Source organism: Streptomyces acidicola (assembly GCF_009377235.1).
Lineage (GTDB): Bacteria > Actinomycetota > Actinomycetes > Streptomycetales > Streptomycetaceae > Streptomyces > Streptomyces acidicola.
Genome location: NZ_VMNX01000092.1, coordinates 1 through 25,625, shown reverse-complemented (window position 1 = coordinate 25,625; position 25,625 = coordinate 1). Strand labels below are relative to the sequence as shown.

Here is a 25,625-nt window from a genome sequence, read left to right as displayed (position 1 = left end):
TGGGATCAGCAACGGGTGTACCGCCCAAGGTTATTTAACGGTCAAGAGCCAGGACAGGCCGCCTCTAGCCCGGCTTTATTACGCGGGGGCCGAAACCCGGGGTCAGCACCGCGGGGTCAGCACCGCGGGGTCAGCGCCGCGGGGTCCGCGTAACGGCCAGCAGGACCACGGCGAGGACCTGAATGGCGACGACCACCGTGATCAGTACGGGGATCGAGTAGCCGTACAGGCCGCCGATCAGTGCGCCGCCGGCCAGGCTCGCCGCGCCGACGACGCCGGCGAACAGCCCGTAAGCGGTCGCCCGGCGCCCGGTGGGCACCAGATCCGCGACCGTGGCGCGCAGCGTGGACTCCTGGATGCCCATGGCCGCACCCCACACCAGCGACCCGGCCACGGCGAGCGCGAGCGTGTCGGTGAACGCCAGCGCGGCCACGCCCGCGGTCAGCGCGGGCAGGGCGATCAGCACGCGGGGGCCGTGACGGTCGTACAGCCAGCCCGTGGCCAGGGCCGCTACGGCGTCCACGGCCATCGCCGCCGCGTACAGCACCGGCACCCACGCGGTGGTCAGCAGATGCCGCTCGACCAGGTGGTAGGAGAGCACGCCGAAGGTGGCGAACCCGGTCGTGGTGGCCGCCGTGAAGGCGGCGTAGGTCCAGAACGCTCTCGGCAGACGCCGGCCGTCCTCCGGCTCCGGAGCCGATGCCGACGCGGCGGCCACGTCACGTTCGTAGGCCTCCGGGTCCCGCACCCGGGCCCGCAGCCACACCAGCAGCCCGAGCACCGCGACGCCGGGCAGGGCGAGCACGCCGAGCGCCGGTCCGTAGTCGCCTCCGGTCAGCGCCAGCACACCGGCCACGAGCAGGGGGCCGATCAGGGCTCCGATCTGGTCCAGTGCCTCGTGCACGGCGAAGCCGCGCCCGCGCCCGGTCGCGGCCGCGGCGTGGGACAGCATGGTGTCCTTCGCCGGAGAGCGCACCGCCTTCCCTACCCGCTCCGTGACCACCAGCACGCACGCGGCCCACAGCGTCCCGGCCACGCCCAGCAGCGGCACGGACACCACGGTCAGCAGGTATCCGGCGATCGCCAGGCCCCAGAAGCGGCGCGTGCGGTCGGCCAGCGGGCCGGAGACCAGCCGCAGCCCCAGCGCCGCCGCCTCACCGGCGCCCGTGACCACGCCGACGACCAGGGCGGACGCGCCCAGCGAGGCCAGCAGCGGCCCGGTGACGGAGCGGGCGCCCTCGTAGACGACGTCGGCGAGCAGACTGACCGTGCCGAACCACAGCACGAACCGCCACGGCCCCATCCCGGTCGCCCGCGTCGCTTCCGCTCGCTCTGCCACCGCCCTCACGCCCACAGCGCATCGGCGAACGCGGCACCGACGAACGCGGCGCCCAGCCCTGCCACCACACTGGCGACGGCATTGGCGACGGCGAAGAACCTCGCCCCGTCCTCGGCCAGCCGCAGCGTCTCGTAGGAGAACGTCGAGTACGTGGTCAGCGCCCCGCACAGCCCCGTTCCCAGCAGCAGTTGCACGTCGGAGGAGGCGGCCCCGGCCAGCACGGCACCTGTCAGCAGGCCCAGGATCAGGCAGCCGGCCACGTTCACGGTGAAGGTGCCCCAGGGGAACACGGTGTCGTGCCGCTTCTGCACGGCCCGGTCGGTGAGGTACCGCAGCGGCGCACCGACCATGCCTCCGACGACCACCAGCAGCCAGTTCACGCGTCCTGCTCCCTGCACGGGATCTTGGAGTACGGGGTTGTCATGAACGTACGTCTCCTACTCGCCGGGCCCGGTCACGCGGGCGTCCACCATCGCAAGTAGGGACTGTTGGCGGCGTCGATGCCGCGGTTCGGGTCCGGCGAGCCCCACCGCCGCGCTGCGACCGGTGGTCGCAGCCGACGACAAGGTTAACGCCACGGCCGGCCGCTCGGGATCTCAAGCGGCCGGCGGTTGGCGGTCGGTCGTCAGCCGCCGGCCGCCGACTCGAGGGCCCACCGGTAGCCCGCCCGCCGGTAGTGGGGCGTGCCCCGTTCCCAGGTCAGCTCCGGGACCGTGCCGCCCGCCGGGATGACGACCAGGGCTCCGCGCGCCGGGCAGGCGTGCACGCGGTGCTGTTCGATCGTCGTACGGGCGCAGGTGGGAAAGGCGTCCGGCCCGAAGCGCAGCGGCGTCGAAGAGGAACACGAAGCGGTGGGCGAACCGGCCGGCGGTCCGGCCGGTTCGGCGCGGCTGGTGCGGTCGAAGGCCACGTATACGCCGCGCGCTGAGCGCAGCGAGGATTCCGGCGCCACTGGCGGCTGCACACCGTGCGCACCAAATCCCACGGTCTCAAACGCATCGACCACCCGGAGGCGGGCCCGCTCCCCCTCTCGTACGAGATCACCCACTTCCCCCAGAACCCCCGAGCTGAGCCTCCTCGTCCACACCGCCGCCCTCGGCTCACCCGAGGAGAAAGCGCTGCGCGTCATGGCCGAGTCATGGACGTAGCTTCTGATCGTTCCCACTTCTGGTCGTCCAGACGGCGGTGGTCCGCGTGCTGCCGTCCCGGCTGTGCGATTACAGTCGGTGGTGACGGACGGGGGGAATGCGGAGGGTCGTGACTTTCCTTGCCTGCCCCGCTTTCATCACCCACCGATCCCCCGGGCTGCCTTCCGTCCGCGTCGACCGGTGGCGCAGGCGTGTCCGGAGCGCGCGCTGCATGGCGCGGCCGGGCGGCCTCCGCCGCGGTCTGGTACCTGCGGCTGATGGCCCTGCTGAACCTGGTGGCGGTGGCCTCGGTGCCGTTCCGCGAGGAGGTGCGTGAGCACCGCGCGAGTCAGTACTTCACCCCTTACCTGGCGACGGCGGGGCTGGTGGCGATTCCCCTGTCGCTCTTCCTCGCCGTGGCCATGCGGCGCCGCAAGAGGGCCGCGTGGGTCTTCAACATGCTGCTGGCCGGACCGCTGTTCGCTCTGTACGTACTGCTCATGACCCAGGAGGCGTACCGGGAGCACGGCTTCAACTGGTTCTCCACGGCGCTCACCGGCCTGTTCGTGCTGTCTCTGGTGGTCGGCCGCAGGGAGTTCCGGGCCAGGAGCGGCACCTGGAACCGCGGCCTGGCAGCCGTCGTCCTGCTGGCGGGCCTGGCGGTCGCGGCTCTGGTGGGGACGCTGCTGGTGAGCGCGACGACCAACCAGCCGGGGACATCGGTCACCGATCGTGTCTCCTACGCGCTGCTGCGGGTGGTGACGCTCGGCCCGTTGTCCGGCACGTCCGTCACGGTGCACGCGCCACGCTGGGTCGACGTGGTGATCAACGTGCTGGCCGCGGTGCTGTTCCTGCTTCTGCTGTACGCCTGCTTCCGCGCTCCGCGGGGCCGGGAGCTGCTCACCGCCGAGGACGAGAGACGGCTGCGTGATCTGCTGGACCGGTACGGCGAGCGGGATTCGCTCGGGTACTTCGCGCTCCGCCGCGACAAGGCCGTCATCTGGTCGCCCAGCGGAAAGGCCGCCATCGCCTACCGCGTGGTGGGCGGGGTCACCCTCGCCTCCGGCGACCCCCTCGGCGACCCGGAGGCCTGGCCCGGGGCCATCGAGCAGTGGCTGCGCGAGGCACGCGAGTACGCCTGGGCGCCGGCCGTCGTGGGGGCGAGTGAGGAGGCCGGGACCATCTACACGCGGCACGGACTCGACGCCCTGGAACTCGGTGACGAGGCGATCGTGGAGCGCGATGCCTTCACCCTGGAGGGCCGGGCGATGCGGGGCGTCCGCCAGGCGCGGCACCGGGTGCGCCGAGCGGGGTACACGGTGCGCATACGGCGGCACGAGGAGATCCCACAGGAAGAAATGGCGGCCTTGCTGGACCGGGCGGACCACTGGCGGGACAGCGAGACGGAGCGGGGCTTCTCGATGGCGCTGGGGCGCCTCGGTGATCCGGACGACGGGCGCTGCGTGATGGTGGAGTGCCACGACGGAGAGGGCGAACTGCGGGCGCTGTTGTCCTTCGTGCCCTGGGGACTGCGCGGGCTGTCACTCGATCTGATGCGACGGGACCGCGACGCGGACAACGGCCTGATCGAGTTCATGGTCGTCGAGCTGCTGCAGCGAGCGGACGAGGTGGACGTGGACCGGGTGTCGCTCAACTTCGCCATGTTCCGCTCCGTCTTCGAGCGAGGGGCCCGGATCGGCGCCGGGCCGGTGCTGCGGCTGTGGCGCTCGGTGCTGACGTTCTTCTCCCAGTGGTGGCAGATCGAGTCGCTGTACCGGGCCAACGCCAAGTACCGGCCGGTGTGGGAGCCCCGCTACCTGCTGTTCGGGAAGACCAGCGAACTCCCCCGGATCGGTCTGGCCAGTGCCCGCGCGGAGGGCTTCGTGGCCGCGCCGAGCCTGCCCTCCCTGTTCGGCCGCCGGCACCGGCAGCCCCCGGGGCGACCACCCGACAGCACCTCTGGCTCAGCACCGGAGGGGAACGCGCGGGCCCGCCCGGTCGGCCCATGACCCACGGCGTCAAATAGGCTTGAACCGTCAACAAGGCTTGGTTATCCGCTCGTTGGGGAGATCCTGCTCGACTAGAGTGACGGAAGGCCGTCTGCGGGATTCACTGGGCCAGTCGACCTGGCGGGGGTGCTGTGCGTATCACGATCACGGTCCGGGACGGTTCGCCGGGCCGTGCCGACACGGACGATCTGCGCCGTTGGCTGGGTGACAACCCAGCACTGCGCGGCAGAATCCGCAGGCCGACGGAGGCGTCCCCACAGCCCGGGACCATGGGTGTGGCGGCCGACGCGCTACTCGCCCTGCTGGCGCCCGGGGGCGTCGCCACGGTTCTGGCGGGCGGCCTGATCGCCTGGTTGCAGACCAGGAAGGGCAGTCAGACCGTCGTCATCAGCCGTCCCGACGGTACGGAGATCACTGTGACCTCCACGCATGTTCGGGCACTGGACGCACGACAGACGGCGGAGCTGGCTCAGCAGCTCGCGACGGACCTCGAAGCGACAGCGGACACCGGGCAGCCCGGCGGTACCCCGGATGCCTCGGACGCGCCGTCCACCGGACCCGGGTCGACGGTCCGCAGGCCCGCACCGTGAGCTCCCCGGGGCCGCGGCTCGCCGCCGCCACGGTCACCGGTCTCGCGGCGCCGGGGGCTCGCGCCGTGCTGGTGGGCACCGGCAGCCATGGGGCGGGCTCGACCCTGCCGGGACTGCCCAGCGTCGAGGCCACGCTCGACGATCTGGAGCGGGTACTGCGCGAGGTCTGCGGGATGGCGCCGGAGCAGGTGCGCCGGGTGGACCCGGAGGCCGGTGCGGCGGAGGTCGTCACGGCGCTGGAGGAGGCGGTCGAGCAGGCCACCGGGGTGGTGCTGTTCTGCCATGTGGGCCATGGTCTGCTGGGTCCGGGAGACGAGCTCTATCTCGCGACGCACGGCTGCCTCGCGGCGGACCGGATCGCCCAGGCCGTCCCCTACCGAACGGTCAGGGATCTGCTCGGCGCCGCGCCCGGCGGCAGTGTGGTCGTGCTCGACTGCTGTTTCTCCGGTCGTGCCACGGCCCCGGACGGTGGCCACGCCCGGGACCCGTTCGTCTCCGCCCGCCCCGCCGGCAGCTTCCTGCTCAGCTCGGCGTCGTACTTCGCGCTTTCCTTCGCACCGGAAGGCGAACGGCACACGCTGTTCGGCGGACGGTTGCTGGAGTTGCTGGAGCATGGGGATCCGGGCGGTCCGCCGCTGCTGACCCTGGACCGGCTGCATCTGTGCCTCGACCGAGCGCTCCGCGACGGGCCCGCACGCCCGCACCGGGACAGCGAGGGCACCATGGGTGCGCTGGTCGTCGCCCCCAACCGGGCCTACAGCACCGGGAGTACGTCGCCGGCCGAGCCGCCGGCCGACGTACCGTGCCCGTACCCTGGGATGGAGCCCTTCCAGCCCGAGGACCACAGATGGTTCTTCGGCCGGCAGGAACAGACCACTCAGCTGCTGGCCGCCGTGCGGGACACGCGGACCGGGCATCCGGTCATCCTGATGGGGGCCTCGGGTACGGGAAAGTCGTCGCTGCTGCGAGCAGGTCTGCTGGCCGGGCTCGAACGCGCCCACGAGGCCGGCGACCGTACCGCGCCCGGCCCCGCGCTGCTGCTCGCGGCGCCCGGACCGCGTCCGTTGCGTGCCCTGGCCGAGTTCTGGGCACAGGCCACCGGCCGGCCGGCCGCCGAGGTCGAGGCGTCGCTCGCCGACGGTGACTTCCCGCCGCCGCTTCCGGGCCGTACTGCCTGCCGTCTGCTGGTGGTCGACCAGTTCGAGGAGGTCTTCACCCGCTGCCGCGACACCACCGAGCGCGCCCGCTTCCTGCGCGCCCTGTGCGGTGCAGAGGAAGAAGTGTGCGGTGCAGAGGAAGAAGAGTCAGAGTCAGGGGAAGAACACCGGCCCGCGAAAGACCCCGCCGACCACGTCCGGCCGCGGGTCGTTCTGGCCGTACGAGCCGATCACTACGGCAACTGCCTCGCCCACCCCGGTCTGCGGGACGCCCTGAACGCCACCGCGCCGCTGAATCTGCCGCCGCTGGGCGAACGGGCACTGCGCGCCGCGATCGAGGGCCCGGCCGCCGACGCCGGACTGGTGCTGGAGGACGGTCTGACCGACCGCATCCTGCACGATCTGAACCAGCCGGGCGGCGGCGGAGGCGAGGAACCTGATGAGCCTGGGCAGCCGTCGGGCCAGGCCCCCGCCCTGCCGTTTCTGGCACACGCCCTGCGTGAGACCTGGCTGCGGCGCAGTGGAGCCGTCCTCACTCTGGCCGGGTACCAGGCGACCGGCGGGATCTGGCGCTCCGTCACCACGTCCGCCGAGGACCTGTACCAGTCCCTCGACGAAGCCGGGCGGGGAGTGCTGCGCGACCTGCTGCTGCGCATGATCCACCTGGCGCCCGGCACGGAGCCCGTGCCGCGCCGCGTGGCGCATGCGGATCTGCCGACGGGACGTGACGGCGCGGACCGCGAGCGCGTCACCTCGGTCCGCGACCGTCTCACCGCTGCCCGGCTGGTCAGCACGGACGACGACGGCGTACGCATCGCCCACGAGGCCCTGCTGCGCGCCTGGCCGAGGCTGCGCTCATGGATCCTCGACGCCCGTGCCGAGCTGATCACCCACCAGAGGCTGGCCGAGGCGGCCTCCACGTGGTCGGAGCACGCCCACGACCGCGACTACCTGTTCACCGGCAGCCGGCTCGCAGCGGTCCGCCCCTGGCTGGAGACGGACCCAGGAAAGCACGGTTCCGGTATCGCGCTGACCGACACCGAGCGGCAGTTCCTGCACGCCTGCGTCCGCGCCGACAGACGCGCGCGCCGCAGACGGCGCCTGACGACCACGAGCCTCATCTGTCTGGCCCTCCTCCTCACGGTCGCCGGCACGGTCGCCGTCGTGGAGCGCGACCGATCACGGCAGCGCGCAGCGGAACTCGCGTCGAAACGTATCGCCACCCAGGCCGACGCCCTGCGCCCGGAGAACCCCGCGGCGGCACTGGACATGAGCCTGGCCGCCTACCGTACGGCGCCGACCGCCGAGGCCCGGGCGAGCCTGCTGCGGTCGGCGCTGACACCGGTGTCCATGACGCTGACCGGGCACAAGGACACCGTCAACAGCGTCGTGTACCGCAAGGACGGTGAGCTGCTGGCCAGTTCGTCCCGCGACGGCACGGTCCACCTCTGGCACACCGGCGACCCGTACCGCCCCGCCCCCGGCCCGGTGCTGCGGACCGGTGGCGACGGGGCCACGCTCGCCTGGCACCCCGACGGCAGGTACCTCACCGCGCACACCGAAAACGCCCTGTACATCTGGGACCTGCGCGTCCCCGACCGCCCACGGCAGGTCACCCGGGTGCCCGCGGACACCGGCGGAATCCTTCAGGCGGCCCTGAGCCCGGACGGCAACACGCTGGCCGTGCCGGCCGCCGGCGGAAAGGTGTGGCTGTGGGACCTACGTGATCCGGAGAATCCAACCGCCACGACCGCGCGGGTCGCGGAGGAAACACGAGACGTACTCTCCGTCGCATTCCACCCGGACAGCCGCATCCTGGCCACCACCGCCACGGACGCCGCCCTGCGCCTGTGGAACACCACCGGTCCCGGGGCGCCCCGCCCCCTGGGGACGGCGAGGAACGCGGCGTTGATCTCGGCGACCTTCAGCCCCGACGGCCGCACCGTGGCCGGCGGCTACGGTACCGGAGGCGTCCACACCTTCGACGTGGCCGATCCCGCGCGGCCGAAGCAGATCAGCTCAACCCTCAATGGCGTTTACCCGACCTACATCGAGCTGGCCTACCGCCCGGACGGCAAGTACCTGGCAGCCGTTTCCATGAGCGGCCGCATGCACACGTACGACATCTCCTTCCCCTCCGATCACAGGACACCCACCACGGGAACGCCCGTGCCTCGGACAAGCCAGGCACGGTCGGTCGCTTTCCGGCCGGACGGGCGCGGCATCGTCTCCGGCGATCTGAAGGGCCGGATCCTGCTGTGGAATCCGCCGCCGCGTGCCCTCCCAGGTCCCCTGCTGGATGCGACGCGCACCCCTGGAGATGCCTTTGACGCGGAAGGGCGCCATCTCGCGACCGGCGGCACCGACGGAACCCCCGCCCGGATCTGGGACGTGGACGACGGACCGGCACCGCAGCCGGTGGCCACGTTGCCCGAACCGTGGACCGCGCCGCGCTTCCTGCCGGGCCGCCAGGTGCTGATCAGCCGGGACACCGACTACACGCGGATGAAACTGTGGTCTCTCCAGAAGCGGAGCCTGCGCCCCGGACACGAGTTCCGGCCCGCGTCCGGGAAACTCGCCATACGGCGTGACGGGCGGATGCTCGCTCTCCAGGAACGCGACGGTGGTGCGCTGCAGTTGTGGGACATCCGGCAGCCGGACCACCCCCGTCGGCTGGGCCGCATACCCGTCGAGGGGAAGGACGACTTACCTGCCTTCGTAGGCCAGGACCTGTTCATCGTCGCAGACGCTGACGGCACACAGCTGTGGGACATCAGTGACCCGAGGCAGCCGCGGCGCGGAAGTCAGGTGAAGGGAAGAGCCGACCAGCTGCTCTCCTACGAGAAGAGGCACCTGCTGATCACCTCGGCAGACCAGGACGAGGACCAGGACAGTGCCCTGTCGACCGCACCGACCACCGTGTGGGACCTGTCCGAGAACGGCAGCGCACGCAAACTCAGGGACGACATCACGGCCAAGCCCCACGACACCACCTTGATCACCGGAGATCTCCTCGCCACCCTGTCCGGCTCGGGAGAGCCGGCTCTCTGGAAGCTGGACGCCCCCTGGCGCGGCACCGCCCTCCAGGGCTCTCTCAGCGGGTTCGACAACATCACCACGCACCCGGAAACCGGTCTCGTAGCAGCCTCGCGCGAAGAGGGCCGAAGCCGGTCCCTGGCCCTGTGGCGCCTGCCCGACTCCGACGCCTCCGACGACGCGGGCACCACGGAGTTGCTCTCCTACGCACCGGGCCTCGGCGAGGACACCATCGGTCCGTCCATACGCGAGTTCGGCCCACGTGGGGACATCCTCGTGCTCAACGCGACCCTGGGGCCCTGGAGGTCGTTCTCGGACGGTCTCCTGCTCGTGGACACCGATCCCGGTCGGCTGGCCGACACCCTCTGCTCGGTCCGCCCACAGCCCGTCCCCGACGAACTGTGGCAGGAGACACTCCCCGACCTGCCCTACGAGGCCCCCTGCACCTGAGGTTGCGGTCCACCACGCCAAGGAGATGACGTGCGTTCCACGACAGACACGTATGCGTTGCCCCAGCCGTTCGACAGTTCCTTCGCCGCCGACCCCTACGCCTTATACGCCCGGCTCCGCACCGAGACCCCCGTGCACCGGGTGGCGCTTCCCGACGGAGCTCCGGTCTGGCTCGTGACTCGCGAGGCAGACGTACGCGTGTGGATGTCCGATCAGCGGCTGTCGCTCGACAAGGCGTACTCGAGCAACGGCTACAAGGGCTTCTCGCTTCCGCCCGCCCTCGACGCCAATCTCCTCAACATGGACGGGGAGGACCATCTGCGGCTTCGCCGTCTGGTCTCCAAGGGCTTCACCCCACTCCGCGTCGAAGACCTGCGTACGTCGGTGCAGGGCGCCGCGGAACGGCTGGCCGACGCTCTCGCCTCTCGCGACGAGCCCGACCTCGTGGCCGATTTCGCCGGTCCGCTGCCGCTCATGGTCATCGGCGACCTCTTCGCCGTCCCCGAGGAGTCCCGTAAGCCGTTCGCCCAGTGGGTCACCACCATGGTCGCCCCTGAGGACCCCCGTGAGATTCCCGAGGCGATCGGCAGGCTCCACCGGTTCTTCGTCGACCTCGTCGCCGCCAGGCGCGAGGAACCGGGCGACGACCTGCTCTCCGCACTGATCGCCGCCCGCGACCTCGACGACCGGCTCTCCGAGGACGAACTCAGCTCTCTCGCGTTCCTGATTCTCACCGCCGGCGTCGAGAACGTTCAGCACCTCATCGGCAACGGGCTGTACACCCTGCTCGTGCACCGCGAGCAGCTCGACCAACTGCGCGCCGACCACGACCTGTTGCCGGAAGCCGTGGAAGAGCTGCTTCGTTTCGCCCTTCCCAACCTCATGGCCATTCGCCGTTTCGCCACCGAGGACATCGAGATCGGCGGCGTACGGATACCGCGTGGAGACACGCTCATCCTCTGCGTGGCATCGGCCCATCGGGACCCGGACCGCTACCCCGGCCCGGACCGGTTCGACCTTCACCGGGAGGACAAGGCGCATCTGGCTCTCGGTCAGGGCGTGCACTACTGCCTCGGCGCGCCCCTGGCACGGATGCAGATCCAGATCGCCCTCGGCACCCTGCTCAGGCGCTTCCCCCACCTGGATCTCGCCGTTCCGCCCGAGCAGCTCCAGTGGCGTACGTCGTGGCGGTCGCGTTCCCTCAGGAGGCTTCCCGTCGCCATCGCTCCGTAGGGCCCGCAGGGCCGCCTCGGCGAGGCCGCCACCGGAGCCCGTGGGGTGTGTCAGGACGGGCAGCCCGAGTCGGCGATCACGTAGTAGCCGGGCGAGGTCTCCTCCAGGGTGTGGGTGACAGCGACGTTGTAGAGGCCCATGTTCTGGTTGGATCCGCCCGCGTAGACATAGCCGCCGCTCTGGTGGGCGCGGCCCGCCGCGACCTGGTTGTAGTTGTTGTCGGTGAAGCACCGCGGCTGGTACCCGGTGGTGGTCGCCGAGACCGCCGGCGACTGGCTGCCGACCGCTCCCGCGGAGTCAACGGCTGCGACGGTGTAGCTGTACCTCGTACCGGAGTTGAGCCCCGTGTCGGTGTACGACGTGCCGGTGACGGAGCCGGCCTTGGTGCCGCCGCGGTACACGGTGTACGACGCCGCGCCGCTCACCGCGGACCAGGACAGCGACACGGCGGTGTCGGTCGTGCCGGTGACCGTGAGCCCGGTGGGTGCCGGAAGGTCTCCGGTACCGTCTCCGCCCGAGGTGTCCAGACCCCAGAACTTGGCGGTCCAGTACGAGGAGCAGATGTAGTTGAGGTAGTACGTACCCGTGCTGCCGCACTGGTCGGTGCCGGATCCGGGGTTGACCGCGAGGCCGTGTGCCATTCCGGCGACGGAGAAGGTCTCCACCGCGGGCTCGCCGTTCGCGTCGTTGTACACCGCCTGCGTGGTGCCGCCGGTCAGGCTCCGGGTCGAGGACGGGGTCTGGCTGATGCCCCAGACGTTGGTCCACTGGTCCCGTTCCTCGGTGGCGTTGGCCGGGTTGACCGTGCTGTCGGCGGTGCCCTGCCAGATCGCGACGCGGGGCCAGGGCCCGCCCCAGCCGCCGGACGCGCTGCGGACCGCGTCCCCCCACTGCTGCGGAGTCTTGTTCACCCCGCTGTACTGGCAGGTCAGGGCGCTGGAGAGGTCGGTCGCGCAGCCCGCCGGAATACCGGAGCCGATGGCGCCACCCGCGAACACGTCGGGGTAGCCGGCGAGCATGGCCGAGGTCATCGCACCGCCGGCCGACAGCCCTGTGATGTAGACGCGGCTGGGGTCGCTGCCGTAGTGGGACTTGGCGTAGTCCACCATCTGCTTGATGGACAGCGCCTCACCCCGGTCACGGGTGTAGTCGGAGGACTGGAACCAGTTGAAGCAGGAGTTGGCGTTGTTGGAGCTGGTGGTCTGCGGGAAGACCAGCGCGAAGCCGTACATGTCGGCGTACTTGGGCCAGCCGGAGTGGGCGTAGTAGTCACTGGCGCTCTGGGTGCAGCCGTGCAGGGCCATGACGAGCGGCGCACCGGAAGGCAGGTTGCCGGGAACGTACTGGAACATGCGCAGATTGCCCGGGTTGGAGCCGAAGCCTGTGACCTCCTGCGGGCTCGCCGCCTGCGCCGGGGCCGGGGAGAGTCCGAGGAGCACGGCGATCAGGGACAGGACCAGCACGGCCGGGGATACGGGACGCGGCCACGTGAGGCGCCGCGGGCGGCGCGGAAGCGAATGGAGGGATGTGGGGTTCATCGTGCCACCTGGTGATCGCGACGGGTGGGGAGGTCGAGGTGGGAGGTGCCCCTGCTTCGCATGTGGGCGCACGGCTTGGGAGTGACAGGGACGTTACGTCCGGCCTGCCGGGGCCGTAAGTGCCGCTGCCGGGGCGCGGTGGGCGAGGAGGGATCAGTCCAGGGAGCCGGTGTTGACGAGGTCGCCGGAGGTGGGTCTGGGGACGGTCCGGCCGGCCGGTGGCTCCTCGCGGTGCTCCACCCAGTCCGTCATGGCGGTGAAAGCGGCTCGGTAGCAAGGCAGGATCGGCCGCAGCTTGTCGGGGTAGGTGTCGTAGAGGCTGTCGACATGGGTGCCACCCTCGATGCGGTAGTAGCGGTGCAGACCGGCCCTGCCCTGGGCGGCGACCATGCGCGCGTAGACGTCGGACTGGACGCCGATGGGCAGCAGCGCGTCCAGCGTGCCGTGCAGAGTGATCATGGGCTTGCCGATACGGCCGGTGAGTGAGATCCGGGCGACGGCGTCATGGACCGAACGGGGCCGCGTCGCGTAGCCGTAGGCGGCGTCGGAGGGGCAGGGGGCGAGGATTTCCTCGGTGGTGGATCCTGCCGAAGCGCCGGGGCAGTCGGGGTCGTAGCCGGGGTCGAATGCGGCGCGGTAGGTCTTCTGGGTCAGGCCCCAGTACGCCTTCTCGTGGTACGGCCACAGGAACTCCGTGCCCCGGGTGAACCCGGCCGCGTACATGTCCTCGTCGTCGGCCCGGCCCAGTTGGCGGGCGACCGCGGTGGGCAGGAAGGTGAACAGGTTGGGGCCGTCGGGACGCCACAGGGCGCCTTCCCAGTCGACGCCGCCGTCGTAGAGCCCGGGATGGTTCTCCAACTGCCAGCGAGTGAGGTAACCGCCGTTGGAGATGCCGGTCATGTAGGTGCGCCGTGGGGCGTGCCCGTAGTGCTGGGCGACCACCCTCTTGGCCGCGCGGGTGAGTTGGGTGGTGCGCAGGTTCCATTCGGCGAGCGCGCCGCCCGGCTGCTTCCCGTCGGTGTAGAAGTCGGGGCCGCTGTTTCCCTTGTCGGTGGAGGCGAACGCGTAGCCCTGGGCCAGCACCCAGTCGCAGATGAGGGCGTCCAGGGAGTACTGCCTGCGCACGCCGGGCGCGCCGGTCACGACCAGCTTGCCGTTCCACTGCTCGGGCAGCCGGATGACGAACTGGGCGTCGTGGTTCCAGCCGTGGGTGGTGTTCAGGTGCGAGGAATCGGGGAAGTAGCCGTCGATCTGCAGGCCGGGCACACCGGAGGGGATGTAGGTGCCCCGGGCCATGAGGCCGGCCTGGTCGGCGGTGTCGGTGTAAGGGGTGCCGGCGAGTGCGCTGGTGGTCAGGTCGTCGTGACAGGAGATCTGCTGGAGTTCGGCACCGGGGACGTTGATCCGGTGCCGGTGGCCACAGCGGCCGGGCGCGTTGTCGGCAGCACGGGCCGCGGCGCCGGGGGTCATCGCCGCCGTGGCGAGCAGGGCTGCAGACAGAAGAGTGCTTCGTCGACTGGGGTGCATGGATGCGGCTCCAGGTTCCGGGGGCGAGCTCTGTGTGCGGGGCAGGTCGTCCAAGGCGTCGGTGAGGCTGTGCGGTGGGTGGAATCAGATCTCGGCACGCTTGCGCAGCGTCTTCAACCAGGTGTTCGGCGGGTGTCCGTCATCGCCATGGCGCACATGGTGGGCGCCGCGCGGCGACCCGGCCACGGAGGGAACCCACGGTCCGGGAGCACGGATGGTGGAGCGAAAGCCCATACCGCGGCAGCCGGGCACGACGTATGGCCGGAAGGATCCCGCACTCGCGGGCCCGGTCGGTGTGGAGGTCGGCCACGTGGCCTCGTGCGACAGCCGAATTCAACGTCTGCGTCGCATCGGCGCCTCGAACTCGCGAGCAGCAGGCGCAGATCCACGTGCCGACGCTGCTCACAGACCACATCTCCCGGCGGTGAGTGCCGTGATCGCGCACTCGGCGGCGCCGTGCCGCGAGTGCGGAGGAAACGGTCCACAGCCGTGGGAGGCACGGTCGGCCGGCCCGGTCTCGATCCCCCACTGCGAGGGTGTGGATGATCGACCGGCCGTGGCGCTCACCGGTGACCAGGCCCAGGTTGCGCAGCAGGCGCAGCTGGTGGGAGCAGGCCGACTGTTCCATGCCGACGGCTTCGGCGAGTTCGCACGGAAGATGCAAGCGCACAGAAGCAAGGCATGGCCAACCATGCCACTGCGCTGTCAGTACGGTTTGCCGTCCCACTTCCCCACCCGCTGTACAGCAGGCCGCCAGGACTCCTCGGCTCCGTCGAACCCAGGCATACAAATCACCGGATGTGGGTAACTCCCGTTTCCCAAACCTGTGTTGGTTACACGAAGTACTGCCCTGCAGCGATGGAGGACGCCCGCGTGTCAGATCTCATGTCTCTGGCTGCCCAGCTCGCCCCCTACCTCACGCTGGCTGCCTCCTCCATGGGGCAGGCCGTGATCGACTCCGCACAGTCACGGGTGGCCGACAGCACGGTGGAGCGGGGGCGTAGCTTCCTCATGCGAGTCCTGGGCCGAGAAACGGACCGGCTTGGGGCGGAGGAGGGCCGGAGCGGGGCAGCCACGGAGATTGCCGGGCTTGTAGAGAGCCTCGACAGGGCCCACAGGAATGCCCTGGAGACCGCGATCGGCCACTGGCTGCTGGACCACGAGAGCGGCCTGACCGAGGAGTCACTGCTCCGGCACATCAAGCGAGGGGCCGCGCTGGCGCAGCCGGGTTCCGTCACCAACACCGCCCACGCCACAGGCCCGGGTGCGATCGCTGTCGGGCAGGTCGTGGGCGACGTGCACGCGGGTTACCGACCCGGAGACGCGGGTGACGGGAGATGACGACGCCCCGGGCGGAGGAAGAGAACAACTACTCGCGCAGTGACGGCAGCGGCTCGCTGAGCATTGCCAAACTCGCCGGAAACGTGTTCATCTCCCTCCTCACCGGCGTCGAGAAATGGAGCGTGTGGAACTGGGTTCCCTGCGGCCTCGTCTTCGCACTCGGCACCGTCGCGCTGCTGCTGCAGCCGGACGGACAGCTGACCCAGTTCATCGGGGTGTACGCGGCTTTCCTCGTGCCCCTGGCCGCCACGTTCTGGCGGGCTCAGTACGGCGTCGGGTGGCATCGAGGACTACGGGCCGGCGCGTCGTGGGCCTCCGTCGGCGTCGCGGTGATCGGGCTGACGCTGATGCAGGATCTGCGCATGCACGGCGAGGTGGACGTCACGGGAAGCACCAAGGTCACGCAGACAACTCCGGTCGGCGACGGCGCCGAGCTCGCGGTGGTCGTACACAGCGAAACCGCGCGGCAGAACCTGCGCCTCACCATGAGTGTCGCGGAAGGCGCGGCCGGCGCCCAGTCCTGTCTGCCGGACACCACCTTCGACGTCGGGCTCACCGGACAGGCCCCTGCGGGCGGAAACCGCTCCCTCGTCCCGGGCGCCACTGCCCAGTTGAAACTGGGCGGGAACTGGAGCGGCGAGCGCTCCATCACCGTGACCGTGCACACCCAACGGGGGTGTCTGATGGATTTCTCCGTGGGGCGGGCGGTTCTTCATGGCTGATGACCAGGGGGAAGAAATGAGCGGATCCATGGTCGGTCGTGGTCGGGCTCGGGCCGCGCTGAGACGACCCCGCCCTCTGATCCTTGTCCTTACCGTCGTCCTGATGAGCGTCGCAGCCGCATGTAGCGGCTCGGAGCCGACGTTCCTTGGCAAGAACCGCATCACCATCGCACACAAGAACGACCAGCCCGGCACCTCGTACAAGCCCGACTACAACTACTCGGGCTTCGACTACCTGCTGGGTACGCGGATAGTGGACGATCTCGGACTCCAGCCGAGCCGCCCGATCGACGTCCCGTCCGACGAGCGCGTGACGGCGATCACCTCGGGGGAGGCCGATCTGGTCATCGCCACGTTCTCGATCACCGAGGACCGCATGAAGGAAATCGACTTCGTCGGCCCGTACGCCGTTACGTACCAGGGCTTCATGGTGGGGAAGAACGGCCGAGACATCCGCACCGTCAAGGACCTGGACGGACGGCGCGTGTGTACCTGGAAGGGCACGACCTCCGCCGAGGTTCTGTCCCGCCAGTCGTACGACGCCATCGACGTCTACGAGCGCGGCGACGCCTCCGATTGTCTCGACGATGTGCGGCAGGGCACGGCCGATGCGGTGTCCACGGACCAGATGATCCTCTACGGCTTCGCGGGCCAGTACGCCGAGGACCGGTTGCGGGTACTGCCGGACCTGACGGTCGGCCCGCCCCAGTACTACGGCATCGGTATGCCCAAGGAACACCGGGCGGACTGCGAAAGGCTGCGCGAGATCGTGAAGGATTACGTCAACAGCAGCGACTGGATGGCGGACATCGAGGAGACGCTGAAACTGATCCCGACGAACGAGGAAGCGTGGCAGACGCAGTACCGGCCCACTGCCGCCTCCATCGACTCCAGATCATGCAGGGACAAGCCGAGTCCCTGAACCTGACCGCGAGCATGTTGGTGGAGGTTGCGGGCCTGTGTGCGCCACTCGCTCACGCATCAAGGCGCGCTGACCCGCCCTCTCTGCCGAACCTTCGAGGCACAAGCACTGCCACAAGAGGCCAGTAACAGTTCCAGGCGCACAGGCCCTCCGAGCAGGAGAAACCTGCCCCCCTTGGTTGCCGTTCTGGTTACAGCAGGTGCGAGTGCGGGCAAGCCAAGTCCTCCAAGCTTGCCGGGTGTTCGGCACCTCGGGATGGTTCACGAGCCAGAGAACGCAGCCCGCGTGGAGCCGTGCCCACGAGTTCCCCGAGCGATGAGCCCTGTGGAGCCTGCCGCGCAACAGACTGCTTCGCACCCCACTCATGATGCGGGCCGAGTGCGAGGCCGTGATGGCCGTCATCCCCCGTGAGATCCCTTTCAAGGTGCGCACCCCGCTAGCGATCCCCGAGGGGGCCTGGCAGGGCGACGTTGCCGTCTTCTTCGCCCACGGCGCACGGCAGCCGGGCGATACCTGAGCTGTCGGAGCGCAGCCTCATGCGGACGCCGATCTCCTCGGCACGATCACGATGGCCGGCCGGGGCCAGGACGACGCCGCCAACGCGTCTGTGAAGTGGATACGCGACCACTGCGCCGCGAACGAGCTGGAGCTGGTGCGGGTCGAGAACTTCAATGACCATTACCCGGAGGAGCAGCGGTCCGTGTTCTCGCTCACTCGCTTCACAATCGCCCGATCCGAGTCTCCGGGCCTGGACGGCTGGTCCCTGCCGACAGGCCTGCCGCCCGCAGGGACCCGGGCCACCCACGGATGATGGGGGCTCTTTGAGAATCCCCACCCCCTGCTCAGGGGTTCCCCAGACCGTCTCACCTTGGCTCCCCACCCACAGGCCGCTGGCCTGCGAACGGACGCCACACGAGAGGGGCCGCCCGATAGCCAGCCAGGATGCAGGGGCGGGGCGGGTCGTCCAGGGTGGGCGCAGCTCATCGCCGAGCGACGCCGCAGGCGCCCTTGACGAGCCGTCACGGGGTGCGAGTAGTTGACTGACGGGCCGCACCGGCCCGGCCGCTTTCGGGCAGTCCCGGGCATGTGACGCGGGGACCACCGCACTCAGTGCAGCCTAGTCGTCGAGCATGTCGGTGTTGTATTGGTCGTGCCTGACCCGGAAGGCTTTCAACTCTTCGCGGCTGCGCTGTGAGTACTCCGCCAACTTCTCGAAGTACTCCTCCCTGGGAGCTCCCGGTGTGAAGAGCAGCAGCAGCGACACCGGGTCGTCACTGTCGTTCTGGAAGGCGTGGAGCCCGCCGGCCGGTACGTAGAGGAAGTCTCCCTCGCCTCCTGTGACCCAGCGTTCGCCGTTGTAGAGCCGGACCTCGCCGGACAGGACGTAGAAGGACTCGGAGATCGTACGGTGAAAGTGTTCCGTGGCGCCCATGGCCTTCGGCCCCATGTCGATCTTGTACAGACCGAACTCGCCGTTGGTGTTCTCCCGCCTGGCCACGTAGCTGATCCCGAAGCCCTCGGAACCGGTGTCGGGCTGTGGAGACGCAGGTAGGAACAGTGCGCTGACCTGGCCCTTTTCGCCGAAATAGCGGGGTTCTGGGTAGGACATGCGACTTCCTTTCGGGTCGGCGATGCAGCACCGCACAGGAGAGGCCTGGGCAGGCCTCATGCAGCACCCCACTCAGCCGACCTCGATCGAATCGACCACGCACCGGACCCCGGAGCCGGTCCGCCGGAGGCTGCGCGCTCCTTCAGCAAACCCTCTTTTTCTGAAGATCGCTCTGTGGAGCCGCTCGAACCCCGCAGGGTCTTCAAAAGCCCCTTGGGGTGCACGCTGGCGCCATCCCCCGCCACACCCCGACAGCCCGAGGCCCCAGACGAAGGAGGAGAACCCCAGCAAGATCAATCTCAAGGGGTTTCCTGTCCCTCGAGTACTCACACCCTGTCGCGGCCCCCGCACTCAACAAGGGGGCGGCTCCGGTCCTCTGTGGATCGCTCAACCGAGTGGGGAACGAAGAGCAGGGCCGGCCGCTTTCGAAGAGGCTCATCACCGGAAGCCGAGCAGGCGGCGGAAGGCAGCCTGAGAGCCCCTCTGTCCAAGGAACCGGCCCCGCGTCCACTACCCGTCCACTGGATCTTGGGCTGGGCGAGTGAACGAAGGTGGCCGTGCTGGCGTGGCGGCACTTGTTTCTGCGTTTCCGCAGGTAGAAACGCTTCTGCGCGTGTAGCGCCTGGTGGGGCGGGTGGGACTCGAACCCACGGCCGACGGATTATGAGTCCGCTGCTCTAACCGGCTGAGCTACCGCCCCAGTACGGCGCGTCGCGCACATTTGTGCGCGCCGTCTGCCGCAGCATAGCCGCTCATACGATCTCCTGCTTCGGATGGTCGACTTCGCCTGCCCTCAAGGACCCCACCAGCGGCTCCGTGGTTCCGGCGGACATGAAAAAGGACCCCGACGGGGTCCTCGTTCAGGCTGCTCCCCCGACTGGACTCGAACCAGTAACCTGCCGGTTAACAGCCGGCTGCTCTGCCAATTGAGCTACGGAGGACCGAGCTCCCCCGACTGGACTCGAACCAGTAACCTGCCGGTTAACAGCCGGCTGCTCTGCCAATTGAGCTACGGAGGAATGCCTCGTTGCATCGAACGTACCTCCCTGGGTATTCGCCAGGGGGCGCCCGCTCGCTGCGACACATACATTAGCGCAAGCAGGGGGGTGCTTCGCCAATCAGTACCCCGTGGCAGGACACGGGCAGGACACGGTCGGAACAACGACCGACGCAGACGTCAGGGAAGGTGGCCGCCATGCGCTATCGGCTCACGTTCGTCGCCGGGCTCGCTCTGGGCTACGTGCTGGGCACGCGGGCCGGGCGCGAGCGCTACGAGCAGCTGAAGAACTCCGCCCGGCAGGTCGCCGAGAACCCCGCGGTGCGCAACACCGCCGAGTCGGCCGCCCAGCAGGGGCGCGCGTTCGCGGGCAAGGCGTACCACGTGGTGAGCGAGAAGGTCGGGGACCACATGCACATGCCCGACTCGGTCGCCGCGCGGGTCCGGTCGCTGCGCGAACGGAACACGAACGGCAGCGGTACGGACGACTGGGGAACCAGTAACACCTAGCCACATCCGGCACCCGGCGCATCGGCACGCGGTATCCATGGATGCCATGGCCTCCGGTGGCACGGAGAGATTCCCGGCCGCACCGCCGGGTTTCTTCGGCCGCGCCGTCGCGCGCCGGATGCGCTCCGCCCCGCGCGACAGGCACACCTACTTCCGTACGGCAGAATTTCCGCCATGGGGATAGTCGCCGGGTTGGACAGTTCGCCCGATTTCACTCGTATCGTCGTCTGTGACTCGGATTCCGGTGCCGTGCTCAGGCAGGGGTATGCCCCGCACCCGCTGGAGAAGACGGAGAGCGGCGGCCGTCCCTCCGATGTCGACCCGCAGGCGTGGCTGCTTTCCCTCGGCGAGGCGGCCGGCGGCGGGCTGCTGGAGGGCGTGGAGGCGATCGGCGTCTCCGCGCAGCAGAACGCGCTGATCGCCCTGGACGCGCAGGGCAACACCGTGCGGCCGGCGATGGTCGGCGGTGACAAGCGGACGCAGGTCGCCGCCGCCGATCTGATCGACGCGCTCGGCGGACGGCAGGCCTGGGCGGAGGCCGTGGGGTGCGTACCGCAGGCCGCGCAGCCGGTGACCAAGCTGCGCTGGCTCGCCCGGACCGATCCCGACGCCGCGCTGCGCACGGCCGTACTGATGCAGGCGCACGACTGGCTCGTGTGGCAGTTGCTCGGGCGGCCGGTGCGCAGAACCACGGATCGGGGCGGGGCTTCCGGTACCGGCTACTGGTCGGCGGCCACCGGCTCGTACCGCACCGACTTCGTCGAACTCGCGCTCGGGCACCAGGCCATGCTGCCGGAGGTGCTCGGGCCGTCCGACGCGGCGGGGACGACGCCGGAGGGGCTCCTCATCTCCGCCGCGACCGGCGAAACCATGGCCGCCGCCTTCGGGCTGGGGATCGGGCTCGGTGACGCGGTCGTGTCGCTGGGCGCGTCGGGGTCCGTGATGGCGGTGCACCCGGAGGCCCTCGTCGACTCCAGCGGGATGATCACATCCCTGGCCGATGCGACCGGCATGCACCTGCCGGTGGTGACGACGCTGAACGCCGTACGGACCCTGCGCGGTACCGCCGAGATGCTGGGCGTGCCCGATCTGGAGGGGCTGTCCGACCTGGCGATGAAGTCGACGCCGGGGTCGCACGGGCTGGTGATGCTGCCGTACCTGGAAGGCGAGCGGACGCCGAACCTGCCGCACACCGCCGGGACCCTGACCGGGCTGCGGCGGGAGGCCATGAAGCCCGAGCATCTGGCGCGGGCCGCGTTCGAGGGCATGCTGTGCGGGCTCGCGGACGCGCTCGACGTGCTGCGCGGACGCGGGGTCGACGTACGACGGATCTTCCTGCTGGGCGCGGCGGCGGAACTGCCGGCCGTACAGGCCGCGGCGCCCGCGCTGTTCGGGGTACAGGTCGTCGTGCCGCAGCCCGGCGACTACGCGGCGATCGGTGCGGCCCGGCAGGCGGCATGGGCGCTCGGCGTGTCCCAGGGCACCCTCGACCCGCGCAACCCGCCGCCCTGGCAGGGCGCGCCCGCCCAGTACCTGGATCCGGGCGAGGAGTTGGCCGTGGGGCAGGCGGTGCGGCAGCAGTACGTGTCGGTACGGGAACAGACACATCCCGGGGCATTCCGGGTGTAAACCGACTGTCATCCGCGGGTCATCCAGGGGTCATCCGGGCGTCGATGCGAATCTTCCCGGCATTCACCCCGGCCGTGTACATCTCCAGACCCGCACCGGGTCGGACCATGAACCTCTCTTGGGTTAATTGGTTGGGGTAACACCGGTGGAGTGTCCGACGATGGTGGGTGATGCACCCATCCCCGTCACAGACCGAGAGACCTCGCGTGCTCATACGACTTCTACGGACCCACCTCAGGCCGTACTCGAAACCCATCGCTCTCCTGGTGCTGCTGCAGTTCGTGCAGACCTGCGCCACCCTCTACCTGCCCACGCTCAACGCGGACATCATCGACGACGGCGTCGTGAAGGGGGACTCGGGCTACATCCTGTCCTTCGGCGCGCTGATGATCGGGGTGTCGCTGGCGCAGGTCGTCTGCAACATCGGCGCCGTGTACTACGGCGCCCGTACGGCGTCGGCGCTCGGCCGGGACATCCGGGCCGCCGTCTTCGACCGGGTGCAGTCGTTCTCGGCGCGTGAGGTCGGCCACTTCGGTGCGCCCACCCTGATCACGCGGACGACGAACGACGTGCAGCAGGTGCAGATGCTCGCCCTGATGACGTTCACGCTGATGGTGTCGGCCCCGATCATGTGCGTCGGCGGCATCGTCATGGCGCTCGGCCTGGATGTACCGCTGTCGGGCGTGCTGCTGGCCGTCGTGCCGGTGCTCGGTATCTCCGTCAGCCTCATCGTGCGCCGTCTGCGCCCCCTGTTCCGCACCATGCAGGAGCGGCTCGACACCGTGAACCGGGTGCTGCGCGAGCAGATCACCGGCAACCGCGTCATCCGTGCCTTCGTACGGGACGACTACGAGAAGGAGCGCTTCCGGGGCGCGAACGCCGAGCTCACGGAGGTGTCACTCGGCACCGGGCGGATGCTCGCCCTGATGTTCCCGATCGTCATGACGGTCGTGAACCTGTCGTCGATCGCGGTGCTCTGGTTCGGCGCGCACCGCATCGACAGCGGCGGGATGGAGATCGGCGCGCTGACCGCCTTCCTCGCCTACCTCATGCAGATCGTCATGTCCGTCATGATGGCCACCTTCATGTTCATGATGGTGCCGCGCGCCGAGGTCTGCGCCGAGCGCATCCAGGACGTCCTCGACATGGAGAGCAGTGTCGTGCCGCCCTCCGCGCCCGTACTGGAGCTGCGGCGGCACGGGACGCTGGAGATCCGGGGCGGCGGCTTCCGCTACCCCGGTGCCGAGGAGCCGGTGCTCAAGTCCATCGACCTGGTGGCGCGGCCGGGCGAGACCACCGCGGTCATCGGGTCCACGGGCAGCGGCAAGTCGACGCTGCTCGGGCTGGTGCCCCGCCTGTTCGACGCCACCGAGGGTGAAGTCCTCGTGGACGGTGTGGACGTGCGGACCCTCGATCCGAAGCTGCTGGCGCGGACGGTCGGGCTGGTGCCGCAGAAGCCGTACCTCTTCGCCGGCACGGTGGCCACCAACCTCCGGTACGGCAACCCGGACGCGACCGACGAGGAGCTGTGGCACGCGCTGGAGGTGGCACAGGCCAAGGAGTTCGTCGAGGGGCTGGAGAACGGGCTGGACTCCCCCATCGCCCAGGGCGGCACGAACGTGTCGGGCGGTCAGCGGCAGCGGCTCGCCATCGCCCGGACGCTGGTGCAGCGTCCGGAGATCTATCTGTTCGACGACTCCTTCTCCGCGCTCGACTACGCCACCGACGCGGCCCTGCGGTCGGCGCTGGCCCGTGAGACCGCCGAGGCGACCGTCGTGATCGTCGCCCAGCGCGTGTCGACCATCCGGGACGCCGACCGGATCGTGGTCCTCGACGAGGGCCTCGTCGTCGGCACGGGCCGCCATCACGAACTGATGGCCGGCAACGAGACCTACCGGGAGATCGTCCTCTCCCAGCTCACGGAAGCGGAGGCTGCCTGATGGCCGGGCCTATGGGACGGATGATGGCGGGCGGTCCCGACCAGAACTCCATGGACTTCAAGGCGTCCGGGAAACGGCTGCTCGCCCAGTTCAAGCCCGAGAAGTCCACGATGTACGCGATGCTCGCGTGCGGTGTGCTCAGCGTCGGGCTGTCGGTGCTGGGCCCGTGGATCCTCGGCAAGGCGACGGACCTGGTGTTCGCGGGGGTCATCGGCCGGGAGATGCCCGAGGGCGCCACGAAGGACGAGGTGCTCGCGGCCATGCGGGAGCGTGGGGACGGCGGTGTCGCCGACATGCTCCAGGGCACGGACTTCACGCCCGGTGAGGGCATCGACTTCACCGCCGTCGGGAACGTCCTGCTGGTCGCGCTCGCCGTCTTCGTGGTGGCCGGTCTGCTGATGGCGGTGTCGACCCGGCTCTCCAACCGGGCGATCAACCACACGGTGGGCCGTATGCGCGAGGAGCTGCAGGCGAAGCTGTCGCGGCTGCCGCTGTCGCACTTCGACCAGCGGCAGCGTGGTGAGGTGCTCAGCCGCGCCACCAACGACATCGACAACATCGGTCAGACCCTGCAGCAGTCGCTGGGCCAGCTCGTCAACTCACTCCTCACGATCGTGGGCGTGCTGGTGATGATGTTCTGGGTGTCACCGCTGCTGGCGCTGGTAGCGCTGGTGACCGTACCTCTGTCGTTCTTCGTGGCCACGCGGGTCGGCAAGCGGTCGCAGCCGCACTTCGTGCAGCAGTGGCGGACGACCGGGAAGCTCAACGCGCACATCGAGGAGATGTACACCGGGCACACGCTGGTGAAGGTGTTCGGCCGGCAGGAGGAGTCGGCGAAGCAGTTCGCCGAGGAGAACGAGCGGCTGTACGAGGCCGGGTTCAAGGCGCAGTTCAACAGCGGGGTCATGCAGCCGCTGATGTTCTTCGTGTCGAACCTCAACTATGTGCTGGTGGCGGTCGTCGGTGGGCTGCGGGTCGCCTCGGGCACGCTGTCGATCGGTGACGTGCAGGCCTTCATCCAGTACTCACGGCAGTTCTCGATGCCGCTGACGCAGGTGGCGTCGATGGCGAACCTGGTGCAGTCCGGGGTCGCGTCGGCAGAGCGGGTGTTCGAGCTGCTGGACGCGGAGGAGCAGGACGCCGATCCGCTGCCGGGGATGCGGCCGGAGGAGCTGCGGGGACGGGTGGCGCTGGAGGGGGTCTCCTTCCGGTACGACCCGGAGAAGCCGCTCATCGAGGACCTGTCGCTGAAGGTGGAGCCCGGGCACACGGTGGCGATCGTGGGCCCGACCGGTGCCGGCAAGACGACTCTGGTCAACCTGCTGATGCGGTTCTACGAGGTCACGGGTGGGCGCATCACACTGGACGGCGTGGACATCGCCACGATGTCCCGTGACGAACTGCGGGCCGGGATCGGGATGGTGCTCCAGGACACGTGGCTGTTCGGCGGCACGATCGCGGAGAACATCGCGTACGGGGCCTCGCGGGAGGTCACCCGAGGGGAGATCGAGGAGGCGGCGCGGGCCGCGCACGCGGACCGTTTCATCCGTACGTTGCCCGAGGGGTACGACACGGTGATCGACGACGAGGGGGCCGGGGTGAGTGCGGGTGAGAAGCAGCTCATCACGATCGCTCGGGCGTTCCTGTCCGATCCTGTGATCCTTGTGCTGGACGAGGCGACGAGTTCGGTCGACACGCGTACGGAGGTGCTGATCCAGAAGGCGATGGCGAAACTCGCCCATGGGCGTACGTCGTTCGTGATCGCGCATCGTCTGTCGACCATCCGTGACGCCGACACCATCCTTGTCATGGAGAACGGTTCGATCGTCGAACAGGGCGATCATGAGGAGCTGTTGGCGGCGAGTGGGGCGTACGCCCGCCTGTACAAGGCCCAGTTCGCGGAGGCGGTGGCGGAGGTGGACTGAGGGGTTGGGGGCTGTCTCTTATAA

19 protein-coding genes, 3 tRNA genes and 1 pseudogene are annotated in these 25,625 nt (G+C 69.6%); 13 read left to right on the top strand and 10 right to left on the bottom strand.

Annotated features, from left to right (window positions below; all coding sequences use genetic code 11):
• Nucleotides 1–130: 130 nt before the first annotated feature.
• The 3 genes from FPZ41_RS23395 to FPZ41_RS23385 form a co-directional block, all read right to left on the bottom strand.
• Nucleotides 131–1,339 carry an MFS transporter gene (locus FPZ41_RS23395; protein ID WP_322620610.1) on the bottom strand — a complete coding sequence of 403 codons (1,209 nt, stop codon included), beginning with the start codon at nucleotides 1,337–1,339 and terminating at the stop codon, nucleotides 131–133.
• A 5-nt stretch (nucleotides 1,340–1,344) separates the two neighbouring features.
• On the bottom strand, nucleotides 1,345–1,719 hold the full coding sequence (gene crcB, locus FPZ41_RS23390; protein WP_322620609.1) for a fluoride efflux transporter CrcB: 375 nt from the start codon (nucleotides 1,717–1,719) through the stop codon (nucleotides 1,345–1,347).
• A 245-nt stretch (nucleotides 1,720–1,964) separates the two neighbouring features.
• A complete protein-coding gene (locus FPZ41_RS23385; protein ID WP_152865611.1) occupies nucleotides 1,965–2,291 on the bottom strand; it encodes a hypothetical protein in 327 nt (108 codons plus the stop codon).
• A 15-nt stretch (nucleotides 2,292–2,306) separates the two neighbouring features.
• Here FPZ41_RS23385 and FPZ41_RS50315 point away from each other — a divergent pair, with 15 nt between their 5' ends.
• From FPZ41_RS50315 to FPZ41_RS23365, 5 genes are all read left to right on the top strand, one after another.
• Complete coding sequence (locus tag FPZ41_RS50315) at nucleotides 2,307–2,600, top strand: hypothetical protein (RefSeq protein WP_194236190.1); 294 nt, start codon at nucleotides 2,307–2,309, stop codon at nucleotides 2,598–2,600.
• Between the two features lie 78 nt (nucleotides 2,601–2,678).
• The gene (locus FPZ41_RS23380) at nucleotides 2,679–4,475 is read left to right on the top strand and encodes a phosphatidylglycerol lysyltransferase domain-containing protein (RefSeq protein ID WP_322620608.1); all 1,797 of its coding nucleotides are present in this window, start codon (nucleotides 2,679–2,681) and stop codon (nucleotides 4,473–4,475) included.
• 131 nt (nucleotides 4,476–4,606) lie between these two features.
• Nucleotides 4,607–5,065 (top strand): effector-associated constant component EACC1, encoded by a 459-nt coding sequence (locus tag FPZ41_RS23375; RefSeq protein ID WP_152865608.1) that lies wholly within the window; start codon nucleotides 4,607–4,609, stop codon nucleotides 5,063–5,065.
• Entirely contained in the window at nucleotides 5,062–9,708 is a 4,647-nt protein-coding gene (locus tag FPZ41_RS23370) for a caspase, EACC1-associated type (RefSeq protein ID WP_152865605.1), read from the top strand. Before FPZ41_RS23375 ends, FPZ41_RS23370 begins: the two co-directional genes overlap by 4 nt.
• 30 nt (nucleotides 9,709–9,738) lie before the next feature.
• Nucleotides 9,739–10,941, top strand: a complete 1,203-nt coding sequence (locus FPZ41_RS23365; protein ID WP_322620607.1) for a cytochrome P450 family protein — start codon at nucleotides 9,739–9,741, stop codon at nucleotides 10,939–10,941.
• Between the two features lie 50 nt (nucleotides 10,942–10,991).
• Here the strand turns inward: FPZ41_RS23365 and FPZ41_RS23360 are convergent, their stop codons facing one another.
• The 3 genes and pseudogenes from FPZ41_RS23360 to FPZ41_RS50310 form a co-directional block, all read right to left on the bottom strand.
• The gene (locus tag FPZ41_RS23360) at nucleotides 10,992–12,479 is read right to left on the bottom strand and encodes an extracellular catalytic domain type 1 short-chain-length polyhydroxyalkanoate depolymerase (protein WP_152865603.1); all 1,488 of its coding nucleotides are present in this window, start codon (nucleotides 12,477–12,479) and stop codon (nucleotides 10,992–10,994) included.
• 153 nt (nucleotides 12,480–12,632) lie between these two features.
• Nucleotides 12,633–14,006: a tannase/feruloyl esterase family alpha/beta hydrolase gene (locus tag FPZ41_RS23355; RefSeq protein WP_152865600.1), complete on the bottom strand. Its 1,374-nt coding sequence runs from the start codon at nucleotides 14,004–14,006 to the stop codon at nucleotides 12,633–12,635.
• Between the two features lie 532 nt (nucleotides 14,007–14,538).
• Nucleotides 14,539–14,796 (bottom strand): annotated as a pseudogene (locus tag FPZ41_RS50310) (ArsR/SmtB family transcription factor); the annotation flags it as partial.
• A gap of 83 nt (nucleotides 14,797–14,879) precedes the next feature.
• On the opposite strand from FPZ41_RS50310, the gene FPZ41_RS23345 reads away from it, so the two are divergent.
• The 4 genes from FPZ41_RS23345 to FPZ41_RS23330 all read left to right on the top strand — a co-directional run bounded on the left by FPZ41_RS23345 (nucleotide 14,880) and on the right by FPZ41_RS23330 (nucleotide 17,802).
• Complete coding sequence (locus FPZ41_RS23345; RefSeq protein ID WP_152865598.1) at nucleotides 14,880–15,347, top strand: hypothetical protein; 468 nt, start codon at nucleotides 14,880–14,882, stop codon at nucleotides 15,345–15,347.
• Nucleotides 15,344–16,069: a hypothetical protein gene (locus FPZ41_RS23340; protein ID WP_152865595.1), complete on the top strand. Its 726-nt coding sequence runs from the start codon at nucleotides 15,344–15,346 to the stop codon at nucleotides 16,067–16,069. The genes FPZ41_RS23345 and FPZ41_RS23340 overlap by 4 nt, the downstream gene beginning before the upstream one ends.
• A 103-nt stretch (nucleotides 16,070–16,172) precedes the next feature.
• The gene (locus FPZ41_RS23335) at nucleotides 16,173–16,991 is read left to right on the top strand and encodes a transporter substrate-binding domain-containing protein (RefSeq protein WP_228022921.1); all 819 of its coding nucleotides are present in this window, start codon (nucleotides 16,173–16,175) and stop codon (nucleotides 16,989–16,991) included.
• Between the two features lie 568 nt (nucleotides 16,992–17,559).
• A complete protein-coding gene (locus FPZ41_RS23330) occupies nucleotides 17,560–17,802 on the top strand; it encodes a hypothetical protein (protein ID WP_152865593.1) in 243 nt (80 codons plus the stop codon).
• A 306-nt stretch (nucleotides 17,803–18,108) separates the two neighbouring features.
• Here the strand turns inward: FPZ41_RS23330 and FPZ41_RS23325 are convergent, their stop codons facing one another.
• The 4 genes from FPZ41_RS23325 to FPZ41_RS23310 all read right to left on the bottom strand — a co-directional run bounded on the left by FPZ41_RS23325 (nucleotide 18,109) and on the right by FPZ41_RS23310 (nucleotide 19,619).
• Nucleotides 18,109–18,600, bottom strand: a complete 492-nt coding sequence (locus tag FPZ41_RS23325) for a cupin domain-containing protein (protein WP_152865590.1) — start codon at nucleotides 18,598–18,600, stop codon at nucleotides 18,109–18,111.
• A 623-nt stretch (nucleotides 18,601–19,223) separates the two neighbouring features.
• Nucleotides 19,224–19,300, bottom strand: a tRNA-Ile gene (locus FPZ41_RS23320).
• Between the two features lie 168 nt (nucleotides 19,301–19,468).
• Nucleotides 19,469–19,541: transfer RNA gene (locus FPZ41_RS23315), tRNA-Asn, on the bottom strand.
• Nucleotides 19,542–19,546: 5 nt separating this feature from the next.
• A tRNA-Asn gene (locus FPZ41_RS23310) sits at nucleotides 19,547–19,619 on the bottom strand.
• Between the two features lie 176 nt (nucleotides 19,620–19,795).
• Here FPZ41_RS23310 and FPZ41_RS23305 point away from each other — a divergent pair.
• From FPZ41_RS23305 to FPZ41_RS23290, 4 genes are all read left to right on the top strand, one after another.
• Nucleotides 19,796–20,107, top strand: coding sequence for a YtxH domain-containing protein (locus tag FPZ41_RS23305; protein ID WP_131567915.1), 312 nt, complete (start codon nucleotides 19,796–19,798; stop codon nucleotides 20,105–20,107).
• Nucleotides 20,108–20,281: 174 nt separating this feature from the next.
• A complete protein-coding gene (locus FPZ41_RS23300; RefSeq protein WP_152865588.1) occupies nucleotides 20,282–21,736 on the top strand; it encodes an FGGY family carbohydrate kinase in 1,455 nt (484 codons plus the stop codon).
• Between the two features lie 206 nt (nucleotides 21,737–21,942).
• A complete protein-coding gene (locus FPZ41_RS23295) occupies nucleotides 21,943–23,676 on the top strand; it encodes an ABC transporter ATP-binding protein (protein ID WP_322620606.1) in 1,734 nt (577 codons plus the stop codon).
• On the top strand, nucleotides 23,676–25,601 hold the full coding sequence (locus FPZ41_RS23290) for an ABC transporter ATP-binding protein (RefSeq protein WP_152865582.1): 1,926 nt from the start codon (nucleotides 23,676–23,678) through the stop codon (nucleotides 25,599–25,601). The genes FPZ41_RS23295 and FPZ41_RS23290 overlap by 1 nt, the downstream gene beginning before the upstream one ends.
• Nucleotides 25,602–25,625: the final 24 nt, after the last annotated feature.